Below are 21,949 nucleotides of genomic sequence, written 5' to 3' on the forward strand. Positions count from 1 at the left end.
CCTTTTGACGTGTGTGTGTGTACCAATGGACGGAGGGAGGAGTTTCATCGTGGCATCCGCAGCGCGGGAACTGCGCTATCGCAGCCAGCACGCCGTCAGCGGCAGTCTGGCGTATGACCTGGATTGGGAGCTTCGGGAGCGGGAGCTGCGCCACGCCGGGGAGGCACCCCGCCGCCGGGAGGCGGTCCGGGAGCAGCCGAAGGTCCGCAGCGTGGAGAAGGTGCAGGTCCGGGAGCGGCAGAAGGTCTCCCCCCTGACCGTTTTGGGCTTCGGCGCCGTCATCGGCCTGGCGGTGCTGGTGCTGATGAGCTACATCCAGCTGATGGTGCTCTCCGCCGGCACGGTGGAGCTGAAGCAGCAGCTCTCCGTCCTGGAGACGGAGAACGTGCGCCTCACCACCCAGTACGAGCAGATGTACGATCTGGCCACGGTGCGGGAGGCGGCAGAGGCCTCCGGCATGAGCAAGCCCAGCGGCAGCCAGATCTACTATATCGATCTCAGCGAAGGGGACAGCGCCGTGGTCTACCAGAAGAAGGAGCCCAGCGTGCTCAGCCGGCTGCTGGCGTCTTTGAACCACGGGATCTATGCGGTGGTGGAATATTTCGACTGACCGCCGCACTATATATGGGATGGACTGGAACGCGGGGAGTAAGAAGACGTCTTCTTGCTCCCCCGTTTCGGTCACAGCAACAGGAGGCGGACCGCCCGCCTGAAAGGGAGAAGGATCATGGCAAGCAATCCCCGCAGAAAAAGTGACGCCGCCCGCCGGGCCAACCAGGTCATCCGCAGCCGGACGGTTTTGGTGATGGTGCTTCTGGGCGTGTGCACCTTTTTGGCGCTGTTCTGGAAGCTGTACGATCTGCAGATCCGCCAGCACGACAAGCTCCAGGAGCAGGCGGTGGCCCAGCAGACCCGCTCCACCGTCATCACCGCCTCCCGGGGCACCATTTACGACCGGAACCTGACCCCCCTGGCCATCTCCGCCACGGCGGAGACGGTGTTCGTCTCCCCCCAGGAGATCAAGCAGTACGTGGAGAGCCAGGAGGCCAAGCAGAAGGACGCCGCCGGCAAGGCGGCGGAGAAGGGCGAGACCTACGTCCCGCCGGCGATCCGGGACGGGGACTACATCGCCCGGGGACTGAACCGCATTCTGGGCGTGGACGTGGGCACCATTGAAAAGAAGATGGAGCGCACCTGGTCCCAGTACGAGATTGTGAAGCTGCGGGTGGAGCAGGACGTGGCCGACGAGGTGCGCCGCTTCATCAACGGCCAGATCGACGACGCGGGAAGCGAGGTGCCCGAGGGCCAGCGGCAGAAGCTCCGGGGGGTGTACATGGAGCCAGACTCCAAGCGGTATTACCCCTACGGCTCCCTGGCCTCCAACATCATCGGCTTCGTCAACGGCGAGAACAAGGGCGGCGTGGGCCTGGAGGCCAAATACGAGAGCGTGCTGGAGGGGACCTCCGGTCTGACTGTCACCGCCAAAAACGCCCGGAACACCGACCTCCTCTACCAGTATGAGCAGTATTACGACGCCCAGAACGGCGACAGTCTGGTGCTGACGCTGGACACCACCGTGCAGCACGCCCTGGAGAAGAACATGGAGAGCATGTTGGAGCGGTTCGACGCGAAAAACGGCGGCACCGGCATCGTCATGGAGGTGAACACCGGCGCCATTGTGGGCATGGCCTCCTACCCCAACTACGACCTCCAGGACTACGGCAGCATTTACGACGAGAAGCTCCGGGCCCAGCTCAATGCCAAGCTGGCGGAACTGGAGAAAAACCGGAGCAGCTACGCCACGGAGGAGGACTACCAGGCGGCGGTGAGCGCGGCCACCGGCAGCATGGTGCAGACCCAGTGGCGCAACAAGTGCATCGACTCCACCTATGAGCCCGGCTCCACCTTCAAGCCCATCACCCTGGCGGCGGCGCTGGAGGAGGGGCTGGTGAACCTGAACAGCACCTTCCAGTGCTCCGGGTCCATCAAGGTCCAGGGCTGGGGAAAGCCCATCAACTGCTCCAAGAAGGGCGGACACGGCAGCCAGACCCTGGAGCAGGCGGTGGGCAACTCCTGCAACCCCGCCTTTATCAACATGGGATTGAAGATCGGCACGGAGAAATACTACCAGTATCTGAAGGCCTTCGGGCTGATGGAGCCCACCGGGGTGGACATGATCGGCGAGGTGACGGGCATTTTCGCCAGTGAGAAGAACTTCAACAGCAACGTGGTCTCCCTGGCGTCCTACGCCTTCGGCCAGACCTTCACCGTCACCCCCCTGCACCTGATCCGGGCCCAGGCGGCCTGCATCAACGGCGGCTATCTCTACACCCCCTACGTGGTGGACCAGGTGCTGGACGACGGCGGCAACATCGTCAGCCAGCACGACACCACCCCCGTCCGCCAGGTCATCAGCGAGGAGACCTCCGCCACCGTCCGCCGGTGCCTGGAGTACGTGGTGGCCAGCGGCACCGGCAAAAACGGCCAGGTGGTGGGCTACCGCATCGGCGGCAAGACCGGCACCGCCGACAAGACCGGCACCCGCACCGAGAGCAACCCCCAGGGCGACGTGGTGGTGTCCTTCATGTGCTTTGCCCCGGCGGACAATCCGAAGTACATCATGCTGCTGACCATGGATACCCCCAGCCGGAACACCGGCGTCTACGTCTCCGGCGGCAACATGGTGGCCCCCACCGCCAGCAAGATCATGGGCGAGATTCTGCCCCACCTGGGCATCGAGCCGGACTTCTCCGCCGAGGAGCTGGTGGGCGCCGACGCCGCCGTGCCCAACGTGGTGGGCATGACCCTGGCCGACGCCAAGGCGAAGATGGAGGCCTCCGGCTTTGACTGCCGCACCCTGGGCGCCGGGGAGACCGTCACCGACCAGACCCCGGCGGGGGGCGCCATCGTCCCCAACAACGCCGCCATCATCCTCTATCTGGGCGGCCAGCGGCCGGACACCCCCTGTACCGTGCCCAATGTGGTGGGCCTCACCGCCTCGGAGGCCAACAAGGCGCTGACCAACGCGGGGCTCATCATGAAGGTGGCGGGCGCCGTCACCTCCACCTCCGGCAACGTCCACGCCATCTCCCAGTCCCACGGGGAGGGGACGCTGCTGGCGGCGGGCGACGTGGTCACCGTCCAGTTCGGTGACAGCTCCGTGCTGGACTGAGGGCAGGATTTGCAAGGTTTTGGGCACCATTCCCTGTATACGCCGCGTTTTGCCCTGTCTATAATAAAGGGAAACGGGCATCACAGGTGCCAGAACGAGAAAAGGGGCGCGTACGGATGAAATTGAGAGAATTGCTGCGGGGGCTGGAGGTCCTGTCCGCCACGGCGGATTGGGAGATGGAGGTCCCCGGCGTCAGCTACGACTCCCGGACCACCCGGCCCGGGGAGCTGTTTGTGGCCATGACCGGCTTTGCCTCCGACGGCCACGCCTTCATCGGCAGGGCCGCGGCGGCGGGGGCCGCCGCGGTGCTGTGCGAGCGGCCGCCGGAGGAGGCGGTGCCCTACGTCCAGGTGGCGGACTCCCGCCGGGCCCTGGCGGTGGTGGGCGCCAACTTCTTCGGCCACCCGGCCGAGGCGATGACCATGGCGGCGGTCACCGGCACCAACGGCAAGACCACCACCACCTACCTCCTCAAGGCCATTTTGGAGCAGGAGGCCGGGGCCAAGGTGGGCCTCATCGGCACCAATCAGAACATGATCGGCGGCGAGAGCCTCCCCACGGAGCGGACCACGCCGGAGTCCTTCGAGGTCCAGCGGCTCTTCGCCCAGATGCGGGACGCGGGCTGCACCCACGTGGTAATGGAGACCTCCTCCCACGCCCTGGCGCTGGACCGGGTCTACGGCGTGCACTACGCCGTGGGCATCTTCACCAACCTGACCCAGGACCACCTGGATTTTCACGGCACCATGGAGGCCTACTGCGACGCCAAGGCCATCCTCTTTCAAAACTGCGACCGGGGCGTGGTGAACGCCGACGACCCCTGGACGCCCCGGCTGCTGGAACAGGCCGCCTGCCCGGTGCTCACCTACGGGGAGCGGGCGGCGGCGGACCTGCGGGCGGAGGACATCCGCCTGGCGGCGGACCATGTGGCCTTCACCGCCGTGACAAAAGACGAACGGGTGCCCGTCCGGGTGCATATTCCCGGCGGCTTCATGGTATATAATACCCTGGATGTACTGGGGGCCGCCCTGGCCCTGGGCATCCCCCTGGAGAAGAGCGCCCAGGCCCTGGCCCGGGTGCCCCACGTGAAGGGCCGGGTGGAGGTGGTGCCCACGCCGGGGAAGGACTACACCGTCCTCGTCGATTACGCCCACAGCCCCGACGGCCTGGAAAACGTCCTGGGCACGGTGAAGGGCTTCGCCAAGGGGCGGACCATCGCCCTCTTCGGCTGCGGCGGCGACCGGGATAAGACCAAGCGGCCCAAGATGGGGGCCATCGCCGCCCGCATCGCGGATCTGGTGGTGGTCACCTCCGACAATCCCCGCACCGAGGTCCCCGGCGACATCATCGCCGACATCCTGCCGGGGCTGGCGGGGACAAAAACCCCCTACGTGGTGGTGGAGGACCGGGTGGAGGCCATCCACTACTGCCTGGATCACGCCAGGCCGGGGGATGTCATCGCCCTGTGCGGCAAGGGCCACGAGACCTACCAGGAGGTGGGCCGCGTCAAGCGCCACATGGATGAGCGGGAGATCGTGGCGGACTATCTGGCCCAGGGCCGCTGAGAGACACAAAAGCGCCGGGGCGGGAACCCGGCGGCAGAAAAGGGAGAGGGAGAGACCAATGGATTTGTCAATTTGGATCGCGGCGGGCGTCAGCTTTGTGCTGACGCTGGTGATCGGACGGTTTTTGATTCCGGAGCTGCGGAAGCTGAAGGCGGGGCAGGAGATTCGGGCGGACGGCCCCACCTGGCACGCCGGCAAGGCCGGCACCCCCACCATGGGAGGCATCATGTTCATCATCGGTGCCGGGGTGACGGTGTTTGTCCTGGGCTGGGAGCGGATGCTGGCGGGGGAGTTCACCCACCTGTACGTCTACCTCTTCGCCCTGATCTTCGGGCTGATCGGCTTTGTGGACGACTACCGCAAGGTCCGCCAGCACCAGAACGAGGGCCTCACCGCCCGGCAGAAGTTCGTGCTGCAGCTGGCGGCGGCGGTGGTGTTTTTGTGCCTGATGCGCTATGAGGGCCTGCTGACCAACCGGCTCTACCTCCCCTTCGCCAACGTGACGGTGACCATGAACTGGGTGGTGTACCTGGTGTTCGCCGCCTTCGTCATCGTGGGCTGCGTCAACGCGGTGAACCTGACGGACGGCATCGACGGCCTGGCCGCCAGCGTCACCTTTGTGGTGATGGCGTTCTTTACCGTTACCGCCGCCGTGTGGCGCATGACGGCCCTGGCCCTGTTTCCGGCGGCCCTGGCGGGGGGGCTGGCGGCCTTCTTCGTCTACAACCACCATCCCGCCAAGACCTTTATGGGCGACACCGGCAGCCTCTTTCTGGGCGGCGCGGTGGCGGCCCTGGGCTTTGCCATGGATATGCCCCTGATTCTGATTCCCGTGGGCGTCATCTACATCGCGGAGACCGTCAGCGACATCATTCAGGTGGGCTATTTCAAGGCCACCCACGGCAAGCGCTTTTTCAAAATGGCGCCGCTGCACCACCACCTGGAGCTGTCCGGGTGGAGCGAGGCAAAGCTGGTGGCGGTGTTCTCCGGCATCACGCTGGTGTGCTGCGCGCTGGCCTATTGGGGAATTCAGGGGCGGCACTGACACCGCCGAAGCAAGTTTGAGAGAGGGGAGGGAGCCGCATGGCCCAGAGACGGCGCAGGCCCATGTCCAGGGAAGAGGCCCTGGCCCGGCAGGAGCGGCAGCAGCGGCTGCGGGAAAAGGAGCAGGAGAGCCGGGAGTTGGCCCGGGGACCCATCGACCTGCCCTTCTGCCTGCTGGTGATTCTCCTGTCCGGCATCGGCCTGGTGATGCTGCTGTCCGCCAGCTTCCCCTCCGCCTACTACATCAACAGCGACCCCACCCACTACTTCGTCCGCCAGGGCATCTTCGCCGTGGCGGGCATCGCGGCCATGTTCCTCATCAGCCGCTTCAACTACCAGCGGCTGCGGGGCCTGGCGAAGCCCCTGCTGTACCTCGCCATCTTTTTGCTGTTGCTGGTCATCATCCCGGGGAATCCCCTGGCGGTGACCCGGAACAACGCCACCCGCTGGCTGGGCATCGGCGAGCTCTTCACCATTCAGCCCTCGGAGATTGCCAAGATGGCGGTGGTGATCTACTTCTCCGACAGCATCTCCAAGAAGAAGGACAAAATGTACACCGCCCGGTACGGCATCGCCCCCTATCTGCTGATTCTGGGGGTCATTTCGGTGCTGATGCTGCTGGAGCCCCACCTGTCCGGCACGGTTTTGATCCTGGGCGCCGGCGCGGTGCTGATGCTGGTGGGCGGCATCCACCTGGGCTGGGTCCTGGCCGCCGTGGGCGGCGCCGGCGGCGTGGCGTTTTTGATGCTCTCCGGCATCATCAAATACGGCCAGTCCCGCATCGCCATGTGGCACAACCCCTGGCTGGACGCCCAGGGCGACGGCTACCAGCTGGTCCAGAGCCTGATCTCCATCGGCTCCGGGGGGCTGCTGGGAGTGGGACTGGGCAGGAGCCGGCAGAAGTACCTGTACCTGCCCGAGGAGCACAACGACTTCATCTTCGCCATCATCTGCGAGGAGCTGGGCCTCATCGGCGCCACCATCATCATGCTGCTGTTCGCGGCGCTGATTCTCCGGGGCTTCTGGATCGCCCTCCACGCCCGGGACCGGTTCGGCAGCCTCCTGGTGGTGGGCATCACCACGCTGATCGCCCTCCAGACCTTTTTGAACATCGGCGTGGTGACGGGACTGCTGCCCACCACCGGCATCTCCCTGCCCTTTTTCAGCTACGGGGGCACCGCCCTGTCCATTCAGCTGGCGGAGATGGGAATCGTGCTGTCGGTGTCCAGGCAGATGAAGCCCACCCGGGCGGGGTAGCGATTTTTGGAAGAATTTCGGGGAGACCGCCGGTCTCCCCTCCGCCCCGTTTTGGGGGAAGCAAGCGAGGTTGGTAGAATGAGGAAAGAATTGAAGCGGGTCATTTTCACCTGCGGCGGCACGGCGGGGCACGTGAACCCGGCCATTGCCCTGGCCCAGGCGGTGCAGGAGCGGAACCCGGGGGCGGAGGTGCTCTTCGTGGGGGCGGAGCGGGGGCTGGAGAAGGACCTGATTCCCCAGGCGGGCTATCCCTTCCGCACCGTGCACATCTCCAGCTTCCACCGCTCCTGCAAGCCCCGGGAGCTGCGGCACAACCTGATCTCCCTGTTCAACCTGCTGCGGGCGCCGGGGGAGGCCCGGGCGCTGCTGCGGGAGTTCGAGCCGGACATCGTGGTGGGCACCGGCGGCTACGCCAGCTTTCCCATGGTGAAGGCGGCGGCCCGGGCGGGCGTCCCCACGGTGGTCCACGAGTCCAACATGGTGCCCGGCCTCACCACGGAGATGCTGGAGCCCTTCGCAGACCGCATCCTGGTGGGGTTTGAGGCCTGCCGGGCGCACTACAAGCACCCGGAGAAGGTGCTGGTCACCGGCACGCCGGTGCGGGGGGATTTCTTCACCCTCACCAAAGCGGAGGCCAAGCGGGCGCTGGGGGTGGACGACGGGCGGCCCCTGATCGTCTCCTTCTGGGGGTCCCTGGGCGCCTCCGGCATGAACCGGCGGATGGCGGACTTCCTGGCCCTGGAGGCGGCGAAGGAGCCCTTCCACCACATCCACGGCGCGGGGAAGAACGACTATCCCATGCTGACGGCGCTGCTGGCGGAGAAGGGGGTGGACTTGGCGGCCCACCCGGCGCTGCGGCTGCGGGAGTATATCTACGACATGGCCCCCGTCATGCGGGCGGCGGACCTGGTGATCTGCCGGGCCGGGGCCTCCACCATCAGCGAGCTGACGGCCCTGGGGGTCCCGGCGCTGATCGTGCCCTCCCCCTACGTCACCAACAACCACCAGGAGAAAAACGCCCGGGTGCTGGAGGAGGCGGGGGGCGCGGCGGTGCTACTGGAGCAGGACGCCACCGGCCAGGCCTTGTTCCAGGCCGCCTGCGGCATCCTCCACGACGGCGGCCGCCGGGCCTCCATGGAAAGGGCCATGGCGTCCCTTGGCATCCGGGACGCCACGGAGCGGATCTATCAGACGGTGCTGGCGCTTGCGAAGTAACCACCCGGCGCCTCCGCCCATAGGATGGGGCATGAAACCATCTTGGGTACGGAGGGGAACAATATGAGTCAGCTTTTGATCAGCGGCGGAAAGTGCCTGGAGGGAGAGGTGGCCATCCAGGGAGCGAAGAACAGCGTGCTTCCCATCCTGGCGGCCACCATTCTGACCGGCAGCCAGGTGGAGCTGCGGGGCTGCCCCCGCCTGCGGGACGTGGAGGCCTCGGTGCGGATTCTGGAGGCCCTGGGCTGCGGTGCCCGCTGGGAGGGGGACAGCCTGGTGGTGGACACCGCCGGCTTGAACGGCTGCGCCATCTCTGATATACTGATGCGGGAGATGCGGTCCTCCGCCATTTTCCTGGGGGCCATCCTGGCCCGGTGCGGCCAGGCGGAGCTGAGCTATCCCGGCGGGTGCGAGTTGGGCCCCCGGCCCATCGACCTCCATTTGGCGGGACTGCGGGAGCTGGGGGCGGAGATCGGCGACGCCGGCGGCATCCTCCACTGCCGGGCGCCCCGCCTGGAGGGGCGGGAGATCGTGCTGAGCCTGCCCTCCGTGGGGGCCACGGAGAATTTGATGCTGGCCGCCTGCGGGGCGGAGGGCACCACCGTGATCGCCAACGCGGCCCGGGAGCCGGAGATTGTGGACCTCCAGGCGTTTTTGCGCGCCTGCGGGGCGGAGGTCTCCGGCGCCGGCGGCTCGACGGTGACGGTGACGGGCGGGCGGCCGCTACACGGCTGCGCCTACACGGTCATGCCGGACCGCATCGCGGCGGCTACTTACCTCTGCGCGGCGGCCTCCGCCGGGGGCGAGGTGTTTTTGCGGGGGGCCCGGGAGGCTCACCTCTCCACCGTCACCGCCGTGCTGCGGGAGGCGGGCTGCGCCATCCGCTCCGACGAGGCGGGCATCGCCTGCCGCTGCCGGGAGCGGCTGCGGGCGGTGCGCCCGGTGCGGACGGCGCCCTACCCCGGCTTTCCCACCGACGCCCAGGCGGTTTTGATGGCGGCGCTGCTGCGCAGCCGGGGCGCCACCGTGTTTGAGGAGAACATTTTTGAAAACCGCTACCGCCACGTGGATGAGTTGACCCGCATGGGGGCGGAGATCCGGGTGTCCGGCCGGGTGGCGGTGGTCACCGGGGTGGAGACGCTGCGGGGCGCGGCGGTGCGGAGCACCGACCTCCGGGGCGGGGCGGCGCTGTGCGTGGCGGCCCTAGCGGCGGAGGGGGAGACCCGGGTGACGGAGATCGGCCACATCGACCGGGGCTACCAGGACATCGCAGGGGACCTGCGGGCCCTGGGGGCGGAGATCCTCCGGACGGAAGAAACAGAGTAGGAGATGACAAGGTATGCCCAGACGCAGAAATTCCAACCGGCGGAGAAGGGGAAGCTTCGGCTTTCTCTATAAGCTCCTGTCCGTGCTGGTGATCTGCGGGGCCATCGTGGCGGCGCTGACGCTGTTTTTCCGGGTGGACACGGTGGTGATCACCGGACAGCAGCGCTACACCCAGGAGGAGATCTGGGCGGCCACCGGCGTGGAGCTGGGCGACAACCTGTTTTTGCTGAATAAGTACGGCATGGCGGACAGCATCGCCACCGCCCTGCCCTATATCAACATCGAGGATGTCTGGATTCGGCGCAAGCTGCCGGACACCCTGCTGATCGACGTGAAGGAGTGCGGCACCCCCATGGCGGTGTTCCAGGGGGACAGCGCCTGGCTGGTGAGCGCCTCCGGGAAGATTGTGGAGCAGAGGACGGCTGCCGCCGCGTCGGAGTACGGCGTCATCGACGGCTGCCTCCTGCTGGCCCCCTCCGTGGGGACCCGGATCGCCCTGGCCTCGGAGTACGCCGGCCAGCAGCGGAGCCTGCTGGCGCTGCTGGCGGCGCTGGAGGAGGCGGGGGAGCTGGAGCAGGTGGACGCCATCCACCTGGCGGACGTGTCCACCCTCACCATGGACTACGGCGGGCGGTTCACCGTCCGGCTGCCCTATGACGCGGACTATCCCCGGAAGCTGCGGATGCTGCGCCAGAGCCTGGACAGCGGCGCCATCCAGGACAACATGACCGGAACCTTTGACATGCGCAGCGACAACGGGGAGGTCCACTTCATTCCCCGGGGAAGGTGAGGCGAAAACCGAGAGCTTTTCATTTTTTTCGCAAAAAGGCGGCGAAAACCCGGAGGGGCACTTGACCGGAGCGGGAAAGTGTCATACAATGAGTGAAATACTGTGAGATACAGGATATTGGGTCTTATGAAGGGCGGCGACGCCCTTTTACACAAATGATAGCAGGAGGCACCACTATGGCATTTGGATTGGAAACCGGTCCCGATACCGTTGTCAATATTAAGGTCATCGGTGTGGGCGGCGGCGGAAACAATGTGGTCAACCGCATGGTCCGCTCCGGCACCAAGGGCGTGGATTTCGTGGCGGTCAACACCGACAAGCAGGCGCTGAACGTCTCCAGCGCCACTTACAAGATTCAGATCGGCGAAAAGCTGACCCACGGGCAGGGCGCCGGTTCCGATCCCGAGGTGGGCCGCAAGTCCGCCGAGGAGAGCCGCAACCAGATTGCCAAGGCCCTGGAGGACACCGACATGGTGTTCATCACCGCCGGCATGGGCGGCGGCACCGGCACCGGCGGCGCCCCCATCGTGGCGGAGATCGCCAAGGAGATGGACATTCTCACTGTGGCCGTGGTGACCAAGCCCTTTGGGTTTGAGGGCCGCCGCCGGATGCAGCAGGCGGAGTCCGGCATCGCCGAGTTGGAGGACAAGGTGGACTCCCTGGTGATTATCCCCAACGAGCGGCTCAAGCACGCCACCGACCAGAAGATCACCTTCGCCAACGCCTTCGAGATCGCCGACGATGTGCTGCGCCAGGCGGTGCAGTCCATCTCCGACCTGATCCGGGACACCGGCTTCATCAACCTGGACTTTGCCGACGTCACCGCCATCATGAAAAACGCCGGCATGGCCCACATGGGCGTGGGCCGGGCCGCCGGCAAGGGCAAGGCCGAGGAGGCCGCCAGAATGGCCATCTCCAGCCCCCTGCTGGAGACCTCCATCGAGGGGGCCAAGGGCGTGCTCATCAACGTCACCGGCTCCATGGACATCGGGCTGGAGGAGGTGGAGCAGGCCGCGTCCCTGGTCCAGGCCGCCGTCCACCCCGACGCCCTCACCATCTTCGGCGCCACCTTCGACGAGACGCTGGACGATGAGATCCGGGTCACCGTCATCGCCACCGGCTTTGACAAGGAGCCGGGCCAGCTGCCCAAGATGGCCGCAGCCCAGTCCGCCCAGGCGGAGCAGCCCGTCCCCACGGCGCCCGCGCCGGAGCCGCTGAAGGAGGAGGACGTGCCCAAGCCCGAGGAGGACGACCCCTTCGATGACATTTTCAAAATCTTCAACCGCAGGGACGATTGAAAAAATTTGGAAACCCCCGCAGGTTTTTGCCTGCGGGGGTTTTCGCACCGTCCCAAACCCCGGAGCTGGAACACCCTGCCATGGAGATGCTGCCGCTTTTTGCTTCGTCTGCTTTCGCCCCTTCGGCAGATGATAAGAGCGCCGGTATGTGCCGGCTGATTTTTTGAAAGGGGTGATTGGATTGTATGGACCCTTGCAAAACGCGAAGCGGCTGCTGCGGTGCGGCGCGGCGCTGGCTCTGGCGTTCCTCCTGTGCGCCGGACCCAGGTCGTTTGCCGCCGAGGTGAGCGGCACAGGCCGGATGCTGGTTCCCGTGGGTCATACGGTGGGCATCAAGCTGTTTTCCCGGGGGGTTTTGGTGGTGAAGCTGTCCGACGGCGGCACGCCGGCGAAGGAATGCGGCCTTCAGACCGGCGATGTCATTGTCAAATGCGGCGGCGTCACCGTCCGCTCCACAGAGCAGTTTCAGTCTCTATTGCAAAAAACAGGAGAGGAGCCCACGGACCTCCAGGTGCGCCGCGGCAGCCAGAACATGACCCTGTCCGTCTCGCCGGAGCCCAATGAGCAGGGCGGCTACTCCATCGGCGCCTGGATTCGGGACAGCATGGCGGGTATCGGCACCGTGACCTATTACGACCCCGACACCGGGGACTTCGGCGCCCTGGGCCACGGCATCACGGATGTGGACACGGCGCTGCTGATGCCCTTCTCCTCCGGCTCCATCCTGCCCTCCACGGTGAAAGCGGTGAAGAAGGGCGCGGCGGGAGACGCGGGAGAGCTGCGGGGCGATTTTGACCTGACCCAGGATTTGGGAGACCTTAGCGCCAACACGGAAAGCGGTATTTTCGGCACGGTGGAGGAGAGCCCCGCGGTGTGGCAGACCTCCCAGGCCCTGCCCGCGGCGTCCGCCGGGGAGGTCCGGCCGGGCCCGGCCACCATTTTGTCCAACGTGGAGGGGGACGAGGTCCGCTCCTATGACATCGAAATTTTGAAGGTGGTGCCCGGCGCTGCCGACAGCCGGAACATGGTCCTCTCCGTCACGGACCCGGAGCTGATCGCCGCCACCGGCGGCATTGTCCAGGGCATGAGCGGCAGCCCGATTCTGCAAAACGGAAAGCTGGTGGGCGCCGTGACCCATGTGCTCTTGAACGATCCAACCAAAGGATATGGAATTTTCATCGAAAATATGCTGAACGCGGCGAAATAGGAAATGCCCCGGCGGGCCATTGGCCCGCCGGGGCGGAGCTGGGGTCATTCTTCTACCTGGCGCTCTCCGGAGACCACGGTGGTACTTCCCGGCTCCCGGTAACGGGTGAAGGCCACGGCGCTGAGCAGAAGCAGCAGCAATTGGAGGGCCACCAGGCCGGCCACCACTCCGGCCACCACCTGCCACACCCGCCGGGCCCGGCGGTTTTTCACCGCCAGCTGTTCGTTGATCCGGGAGAGCTGCTCCGCCACCGGGTCCAGTTCGCCGCCGGGGGGAAGCTCCGCCCCCAGCAGGGTGCTCACTGGCGTCTCCAGAAGCTCCGCCAGGCGGACCAGCAGCGCCGCGTCGGGGACCGAGAGGCCCTTTTCCCACTTGGAGATGGTCTGGCGCACCACGTGGAGCCGGGTGGCCAGCTCCTCTTGAGAGAGGCCCCGGGCCTTGCGAAGAGTTTTGAGATTGTTGGAAAACATGGTTCGTCCCTCCTTTACCGCCTCCATGGTACCCCGGAACGCCCCGTTGCGGCAAGCAACGCAGACTTACATCCCCGCCAGCTTTGCATTGAGCTTTCGATAAATCCGCTCCCGGAACCAGGGCTCCGACGAGGCGCGGACGGCGTCCTCCAGAGGGAACCAGCCCACCCGGCTGTTTTCGTCGGGTTTGCAGCGGATGGGGGCCGCCGGGTCCGCCTCCAGCAGATAGGTTACATTTAAGTGGAGATGGGAGGAGACATAGGCTCCCCGCTTCTCGTGACCGTCCACGGTCAGAATCTCCAGGGAGTAGATGTCCCGGGACACCGGGCGGACCGCCTCCAGGCCGCTCTCCTCCCGGACCTCCCGCAATGCCACCGCCAGCAACTCCCGCTCCCCGTCGGCGTGGCCTCCCAGCCAGGCCCAGGAGCGGTAGAGGTTGTGATAGGCCAGCAGCACCTGGGTCCGGTCCGGACTCACCACCCAGGCGGAGGCCGTCCAGTGGGCGGCAGCACTGTCCCGGGTGTAGAGGTCCTTGCCGCCCCGCAGCAGCTCCAACAGGGTGTCCCGGTCCCGGGCCTCCTGCTCGTTCCAGGGGGAATAGGCACTCAATTCCGCAAAAAGATCCATGGCACGCGCTCCTTTTATACAGCTTTTTCCCATCATACCACACCGCCCGCGAAAAGGGAAGAAACGGCGCAAAGCGTTGGGGGACGGGGCCTTCTGGTGTCACGAAAAAGCTGTCGAATGATTTATGGAATAATTTGGGAAAATGACCTTGAAAAAAGTGTAATTTTATGCTAGTTTATAGAAAACGCAATGCAAAGTTTTGCAAAACCGTCGCAAATCGAAATTTCTGGGAAAAGGACAGGGTAAGTATGGACAACAGAAGAACGGTGTTGTTGGCAGATGCCAATGAGGGATTCCGCGTCATGCTGCGGGAGGCCATCGAAAAGTCGGAGGAGTTCGCCGTGGTGGGCGCCACGGGAGATGGGGCTGAGGCGCTGCAGCTGGTGCATCAGTTGAAGCCGGAGCTGCTGGTGATGGATGTCGCTCTGCCGGGTCTGGACGGCATGGGGGTGCTGCGGCAGCTGAAAACCCAGGGCGGACAGCAGCCGAAGGTGATTGTGCTGTCCGTTTTCTGCACGGACCAGGTGCTGGTGGAGGCCCGGGAGCTGGGCGCCAGCTATTTTCTGCCGAAGCCCTGTACGGTGGACGCCCTGCTGGACCGGATGCAGATGGCCTTCGGAGAGCCCGCCGCGCCGGAGGAGCGGGCGGCGGCGCTGAAAAATCTGGTGACGTCGGTGATCCATGAGATCGGCGTCCCCGCCCACATCAAAGGCTATCAGTACCTGCGGGAGGCCATCATGATCGCCGTGAATGACATGGACGTGATCAACGCGGTGACCAAGGTGCTGTATCCGGAGGTGGCCAAGCGGTTTGCCACCACGCCCAGCCGGGTGGAGCGGGCCATCCGCCACGCCATCGAGGTGGCCTGGGACCGGGGGGATTTGGAGACGCTGCAGAAGTACTTCGGCTACACCGTCTCCAACGCCAAGGGCAAGCCCACCAACTCCGAGTTCATCGCCATGATCGCGGACCGGCTGGTGCTGGAGCTGCGGGACGGCCGGGGCATGACGATGTGAAAAAAGGGAGAGGCGCCGCCTCTCCCTTTTTTCACGCCGTTTTCAAAACCTCCGCCGCCGCGGCGATCTGGCCGGGGGTGGGGGTCCAGCCGAGGCGGATCTCCACGACGCGGCCCGGCCAGCGGACCAGCCAGGTGTCCGCCATGTCCTCCCCCCGCCGGAAGCGGTAGACCTGCTCCGCCTGCCAGGCCTCCGCCGCCTCCGGCACCCAGCCGTAAAACAGGCCCAGTTCCTCGTTGCTGTACCGCTCCCCCTCCGCCAGGTAGTCCCGCAGGGCCAGGTCCAGCAGGGGGGTGAAGGCGCTCTCCACGATCTCGTAGCGGAGGTGCGGCACCCCCACGGCGTCCATCCGGGGGTCCTGGGAGAAGGTCCGGCGGCTCATGAAGAAGGATCGGTCCATCCCGGCCACGGTGGACCAAGCAGTATAGTCCGTGTCCGTCAGGTCCTGGACAGTGAGGGGGATGGGGTCGTGGTAGACCTCCCACTCCATGTTGTGGTAGACATAGGTCTCCGCCGGGGGATGGTCGTCCAGGAGGCCGGACCGGGTCATTTGGAGGAGGAAGAAGACCATCCCGCCCATCAGAGCGAAGGAGAGCACAAAGCAGGCGCCCAGGGTGACGGTGCGGTTGACGCCGGCGGAGACGCCCCGCCGCTTGAGCAGGGCCTTGAGGAGGTTGACGAGGGCGATCAGCGCCGCCATCATGGCGATGCTGCAAAAGGCGATGACAGTCTGCCGCCGGGAGCCCAGAGAGAGCAGCCACACCGCCATGCCCAGCCCCAGGCACAGCAGGGTGAAGGTCTGGAGGCCCCGGTGGCTCCGGGGCGGCACCAGGCGGCCCTCCGCCGCAGCCGCCTCCCTGGCCCGGCGGTACCAGCGGAGGTAGGTGCCGGACTCCGTGACGCACACCGCCAGCACCACCAGCCAGCAGGGCAGGGTGAAGAAGGTGGTGGGATCCGTGAGAACGGTGACGGCGTCGGTCCGGAGCCGCCAGGCCATCATGCCCAGCTGGAACAGGGCCAGGACCATCAGCAGGAGGTGGCTGGGGAGGTAGTTCTTCCGCATGGCCCGGTGGATGTTCTCCACCTGCACCGCCGCGTCGGTCTCCATGGGGACGGGGTCCGCCGCCTCGTTGCGGAAGATCTGCATCTGGGCGGACTGGGCCACCGGCTCCCACCCGGCCTCCGCGCAGTAGTCCGCCAGTACCTGCTGGCCCTCCAGGGGCCGGGGGTCGAACTCCGAGGCCTGGGGGAAGTAGGTGACGGCGAAGCGGACCTGCCGGGGCGTCTCCCGCCGGTAGCGCCAGAACCAGGTACCCACGGCCTCCAGCATCCAGCCCCGGGCCGCCATGGCCTCCAGATGGGCCTGAATGCCGGCGAAGTCGTAAAAGGAAAAGAACTTATATTCCCGTTTCGTCTCTCTCATTGGGGGTCCTCCTTCTCTGCCATACAGGCCTCATAGTCCGCCGCCAGGGCCAGCAGGCGGTGGTATTCCTCGTCCAGGGCGGCCTGGCCCGCCGGGGTGATGAGGTAGCTCCGCTTCCGCCCCTCCACCTTGGTCTCCGCAATCATCCCCGCCTGGAGAAAGCTCTCCAGCAGATTGTATAGGGTGCCTGGCCCCACGCTCACCCGGCCGCCGGTGAGGGCGCCCACCCGGGCCATGATGTCGGCGCCGCACTGCTCCCGCCGCAGGCACAGGAGAATGTAGAACATCTGCTCCGTCAGGGTCTGAAATTTTTCCCGGGCCATGAGGGACCTCCTCTCCAATATCGAATATCGCTGTTGTCAGTCTCAGTATAATATCGAATATCGTGTATGTCAAGAAAAATATCGAATATCGCTAAACTTTTTGGGGCCAGGGGCTTGCGTCCTGGGCCCCGCCGTGGTATTCTGGACCAAGTTACAATCAGGAAAGAGGAGAATTGCGATGACATATTCCTTTCGGCCCCGGGGCGTCTGCTCCCAGGAGATGCGGGTGGAGCTGGACGAGGAGGGCATCATCCGGGACTTGCAGGTTCTGGGGGGATGCAGCGGCAATTTGCAGGGCATCTCCGCCCTGGTGCGGGACATGCCCGCCCGGGAGGCCGTCCAGCGTCTGAAGGGTATCCGCTGCGGCTTCAAGCCCACCTCCTGCCCCGACCAACTGGCCCAGGGGCTGGAGCGGATTCTGGCAGAGAGATGATGCGGAGGAGGGACCGTGCCCCGGCACGGCCCCTTTTCTCTGCGGCCACCGGGTTTTCCAGGAAATGGAGATGGAGCGGCGGGGGGACAAACGTTTTTCGGTGGACAAACTAGGGGAATGATGGTAAACTAAAGAATTGCCGGACCCACCGGCAGAAAACCGAGGAAAGAGCGGTCATATACATGAAAATCGTATTGGTCATCGACCAGTTTGACGACGCCAATAACGGCACCACCATCAGCGCCCGGCGCTTTGCCGCCGCCCTGAGGGAGCACGGCAACGAGGTGCGGGTCATCGCCACCGGCAAGCCCGCCGACTATAAGTACGCGGTGCGGCAGATGCGGTTTTTCCCGGTGGTGGAACACTTGATTACCAGCCAGGGGATGCGCCTGGCCATCCCCAACCGGCATGTGTTTGAAAAGGCGGCGGCCTGGGCGGACGTGGTGCATTTCCTGATGCCCTCCCCCCTGGCGGTGATGGGCCTGCGGCACGTGGAGAAGCTGGGCATCCCCCACACGGCGGCCTTTCACTGCCAGCCGGAGAACATCACCTTCACCCTCCACATGGGCAACAGCAAGCGGGTGAATGACTTTGTGTACAACCGCTTCCGGGATACCTTCTTCAACCGCTTCACCCACATCCACTGCCCCAGCAACATGATCGCCGAGCAGCTCCGCCTGCACGGGTACACCGCCCAGCTCCACGTGATCTCCAACGGCATCAGCCCCCAGTACGTCTACGGCAAGCGGCCCAAGGAGGACTGGATGGCGGATATGTTCAACGTGCTGATGGTGGGCCGCTACGCCGGGGAGAAGCGCCAGGACGTGCTGATCGCGGCCTGCGCCAAGAGCCGCCATGCCGAGGACATCCAGGTGATTCTGGCGGGGAAGGGCCCGCTGGAGAAGAAGTACCGCCAGCTGGCCGAGCAGCTGCCCAATCCCATCGTCATGGACTTTTACGACCCCGCCCGCCTGCTGGACATTCTCCACATGGCGGATCTGTACGTCCACACCTCCGACGCGGAGATCGAGGCCATGAGCTGCATGGAGGCCTTTGCCTGCGGCCTGGTGCCCGTCATCGCCAACTCCCCCCGCTCCGCCACGCCCCAGTTCGCCCTGGACGAGCGGAGCCTCTTCCCCGCCGGGGACGCCAGCGCCCTGGCCGAGCGGATCGACTGGTGGATCGAGCACCCGGAGGAGCGGCGGGAGATGGAGCTGCGCTACGCCGCGCACGCCAAGCAGTACGCCCTGGACGAGTCCATCCGCCAGACGGAGGAGATGTTCCGCCAGGCCATCGCGGAGCAGAGGGGATAACTTTCTTGAAAAAACACCCGCCGCCGGTGGTACCGGCGGCGGGTGTTTTTTCGGGGGTGCGCGGGGTTTTCCGGCGACGGGCATTTCGCCGAGAGCGCCTGGGGCTTTTCCAGCGGCAGGCGTTTTGCCGAGAGTGCCTGGGGCTTTTCCAGCGGCAGGCGTTTTGCCGAGAGTGCCTCCCGGAGTGTGTGCCGGGAGGCGAGGAAAAGGGCGCTTGGGGCGTCTGCGGCGGTGTGCGTGCCGAGGGAGACCCGTCCAGCCTGGATCGTTGACTCCCACTGGGCGTCTGGGGCGCGGCGGGCCGAAGCTCCCCCACACAGGCGGACTCGTCTGCGTCCCCACCCCGCCCGCCGCCGGTATCACCGGCGGCGGGCGCTCTGCATAGGATGGGTCAGCGACGAAGGAGGCATGAAGGATGGCTTATTCCGACCGGGAGCTGCTGGCGCGTCTGATCCAGTGTGAGGCGGGAGGCGAGGGGGAAAACGGCATGAAAGCGGTGGCGGGCGTGGTGATGAACCGGGTCCACGCCAGGGGCGGGGAGTATGCCCGGGTGGGCCAGGGCAGCATCCGCAATATCATCTTTCAGCCGTATCAGTTCGTCTGTGCCAGCGAGACGGAGGGCGGCGCCTATAACCCCCAGAATATTTACAATATGCGGCCCGAACAGATTCACTACGACATAGCCGACTGGGCCATTGCGGGAAACCGGCTGCCGGACGTGGCGGAATCCCTGTGGTTTTACAATCCCTTTGGCCCCAAATGCCGGTCCCGCTTTCCGTCGGACGTGGGATACTGGCAGACCCGTATCGGCGACCACTGTTTCTATAATCCTACCGATGCATACTATAAAACTTGAGAGGTGTCATTATGCTGCAGTTTCAAAATCAGTATGGGTCCGCCGCCCCGATGCGCACGGCGGCGGGCGGTCCCCCGGCGGGCCAGACGGATTGGTCCCGGGAGGTGGTCCGCGGCGCCCCGGTGCCCAGCGGAGCCAATGTGGTGGCCTACAACGACCCGGTGGCCATCAGCGAGGGCGCGGCGGGGACGCCCCGGCTGGAGATGCAAAACGGCCTGCCCGCCGACGTGATCGAGTCCCCCGTCTCCCTGGCGGAGGCCCGGATGGGGTCCCTGAAGGCCATGCTCACCCGGAACGTGGGGACGTATATCGTGGCGTCCTTCCTGGTGGGGACGCAGAACCTGGTGTCCTGGGAGGGCATCCTCTACGACGTGGGAAACGATTACCTCACCATCTACCAGGAGAGCCGGGACCGCTATATCGTCAGCGACTACTACTCCCTGAAATTCATTGAGTTTTACGACGTCCAGCGCCGGGCCCTGTGCGACCAGCTCCTCCAGAACCGGGGGATGGAGCAGACCCCGGCGGCCATCCAGCCGACCATGCGGTGAACTGGGGATTGCGGCGGGGAGAGGGGTGTGCTAAAATGCAGGTATCTTGCTACAAAAGGAGCGCGTGCCATGGATTTTGCAGCCCTTTCGGCGGAGCGGTATTCCCTCCGCAAGTTCAGCAGCCGGCCGGTGGAGCCGGAGAAGCTGGCCGCCGTGGCGGCGGCGGGCCACAACGCCCCCACCGCCCATAACAACCAGCCCCAGCGCATTTTTGTGCTCCAGAGCCGGGAGGCCCTGGAGAAGGCCGACGCCTGTATGGACTCCCATTTCAGCCCGCCGGTGATTCTGGCGGTGGCCTACGATCCCCAGACCGCCTGGAAGCGGGAGGGAGACGGCAAAAACCACGGCGAGATCGACGCCGCCATCGCCGCCGCCCAGATGATGCTCCAGGCGGCGGACCTGGGCCTGGGCACCACCTACGTGGGGATGTTCCGCCCGGAGGCGCTGCTGGAGGCCTTTCCGGAGATGGCGGGGCTGACGCCCATCGCCCTGATTCCGCTGGGCTATCCGGCGGAGGGGGCGCACCCCTCCCGCCTCCACACCACCCGGATGCCGGTGGAGGACATGGTCCGCTACCTGTGAGCGCAAAAAACGAGGCCGCCCGCCGGGCGGCCTCGTTTTCTTTCTTTCAGCGCTTTCCGCGGCCCCGATAGCTGCCGCTCCGGCCCCGGCCCACGCTGCGGCCGTACCGGTATCTCCGCCGGCCGAAGAGCAGCCGCCACACCAGCAGCGCCGCCAGCAGTACCGCCAGCACAATGGCTCCCGTCCGGACGCCGGGCCGGGCGAAGAACAGCTGCACGTCCCGCCAGAAGGTCAGCAGCTTGGAGGCCTCCACGCCGTGCATGGCCAGCAGGTCCACCGTGGCGTAGACCTTGCCCTCGTAGCTGAGGGTCAGGGTGCCCAGCACGTCCCCCTCGGCGATGGGGGCCTCCACCGGGTCCGCCCGCAGCGTCACGGACTGCTCCAGGTCCGCCGGATCCAGGTCATTGGGCAGCAGTACCTCCACCTCATTGGCCGGGTGGATGGTGACGTGGTCCACCTTGGAGAGGGTGACGGGCACCTCCTTTTCCAGCACCTGGTTGCCGTCCACAATGGTCCGGTAGGAGAAGTTGTCAAAGCCGTAGTTGAACATGCGGGTGGTCTCGGAGAAGCTGCGGATGTTGCCCACGCCGTTCTCCTCCACCCGGTCCGCCCCCAGAATGACGGAGACGAAGTGGAGGCTGCCCCGGGCGGCGGAGGACACCAGGCAGTGGCCCGCCTCGCTGGTGGAGCCGGTCTTGATGCCATGGGCCTCCTTGTTGCGGTAGCCGATGACCCGCCAGTTGGAGAGGAGGTTGTTGGTGGTGTAGAGGTGGCGCTCGCCGCTGAGGTTGGTGGCGGGAATCACCACGTCCGCCGTGTCGCAGATGGCCATGAAGTCGTCGTAGGCCATGGCCGCCTTGGTGATGAGGTACATGTCCCAGGCGGAGGTGTAGTGCTGGGGGTCGTGGAGGCCGTTGGGGTTGACGAAGTGGGTGTTCTCGCAGCCCAGCGCCGCCGCCTTGTCGTTCATGGCGGCCACAAAGGCCTCCACGCTGCCGGAGATGCCCTCCGCCAGGATGTCGCAGGCCTCGTTGGCGGATACCACCAGCATGCAGTACAGGAGGTTGCGCACCGTCATGGTCTCCCCCACCTGGATGCCGGCGGAGCTGCCGTCGGCGGACAGGCCCTCCAGCGCGGTGGCGGTGGCGGTGAGGGTCTGGTCCATGGAGAGTTTGCCCTGGTCCACGGCCTCCAGCGTCAGCAGGGCGGTCATGATCTTGGTGAGGCTGGCGGGGTAGAGCTCCTGGTGCTCATTTTTGGCGTAGACCACGCTGTCGGTCTCCGCGTCCACCAGCAGCGCCGCCTTGGCCAGAATATCGGGGTCCTCCAAGGCGGCGGCCCGGGGCGCTGTCCACAGGCCCAGCGTCACCGCGGCCAGCAAAAAAAGCGATAAAAAGCGTCTCGTTTTCATTTCTATCTCCCATAAAGTATGGTATACTAAACCGGAAACGAACCGCCGGCGGGACTCGCCGGTTTTCGAC

21 protein-coding genes are annotated in these 21,949 nt (G+C 65.6%); 16 read left to right on the top strand and 5 right to left on the bottom strand.

Translation table 11 applies throughout. The features are described 5' to 3' along the window. Positions 1–49 precede the first annotated feature (49 nt). From QZS21_RS03405 to spoIVB, 10 genes are all read left to right on the top strand, one after another. Positions 50–610, top strand: a complete 561-nt coding sequence (locus QZS21_RS03405) for a hypothetical protein (protein ID WP_295580305.1) — start codon at positions 50–52, stop codon at positions 608–610. 117 nt (positions 611–727) lie between these two features. After that, on the top strand, positions 728–3,172 hold the full coding sequence (locus tag QZS21_RS03410; protein WP_295580307.1) for a penicillin-binding transpeptidase domain-containing protein: 2,445 nt from the start codon (positions 728–730) through the stop codon (positions 3,170–3,172). A gap of 116 nt (positions 3,173–3,288) precedes the next feature. After that, complete coding sequence (locus tag QZS21_RS03415) at positions 3,289–4,737, top strand: UDP-N-acetylmuramoyl-L-alanyl-D-glutamate--2,6-diaminopimelate ligase (RefSeq protein WP_295580309.1); 1,449 nt, start codon at positions 3,289–3,291, stop codon at positions 4,735–4,737. Positions 4,738–4,795: 58 nt separating this feature from the next. Beyond that, complete coding sequence (gene mraY / locus QZS21_RS03420; RefSeq protein ID WP_295580311.1) at positions 4,796–5,782, top strand: phospho-N-acetylmuramoyl-pentapeptide-transferase; 987 nt, start codon at positions 4,796–4,798, stop codon at positions 5,780–5,782. A 38-nt stretch (positions 5,783–5,820) separates the two neighbouring features. Further along, complete coding sequence (gene ftsW, locus QZS21_RS03425) at positions 5,821–7,038, top strand: putative lipid II flippase FtsW (protein ID WP_295580313.1); 1,218 nt, start codon at positions 5,821–5,823, stop codon at positions 7,036–7,038. A gap of 78 nt (positions 7,039–7,116) precedes the next feature. Next, entirely contained in the window at positions 7,117–8,253 is a 1,137-nt protein-coding gene (gene murG, locus QZS21_RS03430; RefSeq protein ID WP_295580315.1) for an undecaprenyldiphospho-muramoylpentapeptide beta-N-acetylglucosaminyltransferase, read from the top strand. Between the two features lie 63 nt (positions 8,254–8,316). Beyond that, positions 8,317–9,579 (top strand): UDP-N-acetylglucosamine 1-carboxyvinyltransferase, encoded by a 1,263-nt coding sequence (gene murA, locus QZS21_RS03435; protein WP_295580317.1) that lies wholly within the window; start codon positions 8,317–8,319, stop codon positions 9,577–9,579. Between the two features lie 13 nt (positions 9,580–9,592). Beyond that, a complete protein-coding gene (locus QZS21_RS03440) occupies positions 9,593–10,369 on the top strand; it encodes a cell division protein FtsQ/DivIB (RefSeq protein ID WP_295580319.1) in 777 nt (258 codons plus the stop codon). 176 nt (positions 10,370–10,545) lie between these two features. After that, complete coding sequence (ftsZ, locus tag QZS21_RS03445; RefSeq protein WP_295580321.1) at positions 10,546–11,667, top strand: cell division protein FtsZ; 1,122 nt, start codon at positions 10,546–10,548, stop codon at positions 11,665–11,667. 193 nt (positions 11,668–11,860) lie between these two features. Next, positions 11,861–12,874: a SpoIVB peptidase gene (spoIVB, locus tag QZS21_RS03450; protein WP_295580323.1), complete on the top strand. Its 1,014-nt coding sequence runs from the start codon at positions 11,861–11,863 to the stop codon at positions 12,872–12,874. A 44-nt stretch (positions 12,875–12,918) separates the two neighbouring features. On the opposite strand, the gene QZS21_RS03455 is transcribed toward spoIVB, so the two are convergent. Both QZS21_RS03455 and QZS21_RS03460 read right to left on the bottom strand, forming a co-directional pair. Next, a complete protein-coding gene (locus QZS21_RS03455; RefSeq protein WP_295580325.1) occupies positions 12,919–13,344 on the bottom strand; it encodes a helix-turn-helix domain-containing protein in 426 nt (141 codons plus the stop codon). 66 nt (positions 13,345–13,410) lie between these two features. Then, a complete protein-coding gene (locus QZS21_RS03460) occupies positions 13,411–13,971 on the bottom strand; it encodes an NUDIX hydrolase (protein ID WP_295580327.1) in 561 nt (186 codons plus the stop codon). A 248-nt stretch (positions 13,972–14,219) separates the two neighbouring features. On the opposite strand from QZS21_RS03460, the gene spo0A reads away from it, so the two are divergent. After that, positions 14,220–14,987, top strand: coding sequence for a sporulation transcription factor Spo0A (spo0A, locus tag QZS21_RS03465; protein ID WP_295580329.1), 768 nt, complete (start codon positions 14,220–14,222; stop codon positions 14,985–14,987). Positions 14,988–15,018: 31 nt separating this feature from the next. On the opposite strand, the gene QZS21_RS03470 is transcribed toward spo0A, so the two are convergent. Together QZS21_RS03470 and QZS21_RS03475 are read right to left on the bottom strand one after the other, a co-directional pair. Then, positions 15,019–16,410: a DUF2812 domain-containing protein gene (locus QZS21_RS03470; protein WP_295580331.1), complete on the bottom strand. Its 1,392-nt coding sequence runs from the start codon at positions 16,408–16,410 to the stop codon at positions 15,019–15,021. Further along, the gene (locus tag QZS21_RS03475; RefSeq protein WP_295580333.1) at positions 16,407–16,733 is read right to left on the bottom strand and encodes a PadR family transcriptional regulator; all 327 of its coding nucleotides are present in this window, start codon (positions 16,731–16,733) and stop codon (positions 16,407–16,409) included. Before QZS21_RS03475 ends, QZS21_RS03470 begins: the two co-directional genes overlap by 4 nt. 178 nt (positions 16,734–16,911) lie before the next feature. Between QZS21_RS03475 and QZS21_RS03480 the strand changes: the two genes are divergently transcribed. From QZS21_RS03480 to QZS21_RS03500, 5 genes are all read left to right on the top strand, one after another. Beyond that, complete coding sequence (locus QZS21_RS03480; RefSeq protein WP_295580336.1) at positions 16,912–17,166, top strand: TIGR03905 family TSCPD domain-containing protein; 255 nt, start codon at positions 16,912–16,914, stop codon at positions 17,164–17,166. 182 nt (positions 17,167–17,348) lie between these two features. After that, on the top strand, positions 17,349–18,479 hold the full coding sequence (locus QZS21_RS03485; RefSeq protein ID WP_295580338.1) for a glycosyltransferase: 1,131 nt from the start codon (positions 17,349–17,351) through the stop codon (positions 18,477–18,479). A gap of 415 nt (positions 18,480–18,894) precedes the next feature. Continuing rightward, complete coding sequence (locus QZS21_RS03490; RefSeq protein WP_295580340.1) at positions 18,895–19,335, top strand: cell wall hydrolase; 441 nt, start codon at positions 18,895–18,897, stop codon at positions 19,333–19,335. A gap of 11 nt (positions 19,336–19,346) precedes the next feature. Next, a complete protein-coding gene (locus QZS21_RS03495; protein WP_295580342.1) occupies positions 19,347–19,886 on the top strand; it encodes a hypothetical protein in 540 nt (179 codons plus the stop codon). A 69-nt stretch (positions 19,887–19,955) separates the two neighbouring features. Next, complete coding sequence (locus QZS21_RS03500; RefSeq protein ID WP_295580344.1) at positions 19,956–20,468, top strand: nitroreductase family protein; 513 nt, start codon at positions 19,956–19,958, stop codon at positions 20,466–20,468. 46 nt (positions 20,469–20,514) lie between these two features. On the opposite strand, the gene QZS21_RS03505 is transcribed toward QZS21_RS03500, so the two are convergent. Then, complete coding sequence (locus QZS21_RS03505; RefSeq protein WP_295580346.1) at positions 20,515–21,879, bottom strand: D-alanyl-D-alanine carboxypeptidase family protein; 1,365 nt, start codon at positions 21,877–21,879, stop codon at positions 20,515–20,517. Between the last annotated feature and the right edge of the window lie 70 nt (positions 21,880–21,949).

The organism is uncultured Oscillibacter sp. (assembly GCF_900544955.1).
Lineage (GTDB): Bacteria > Bacillota > Clostridia > Oscillospirales > Oscillospiraceae > Oscillibacter.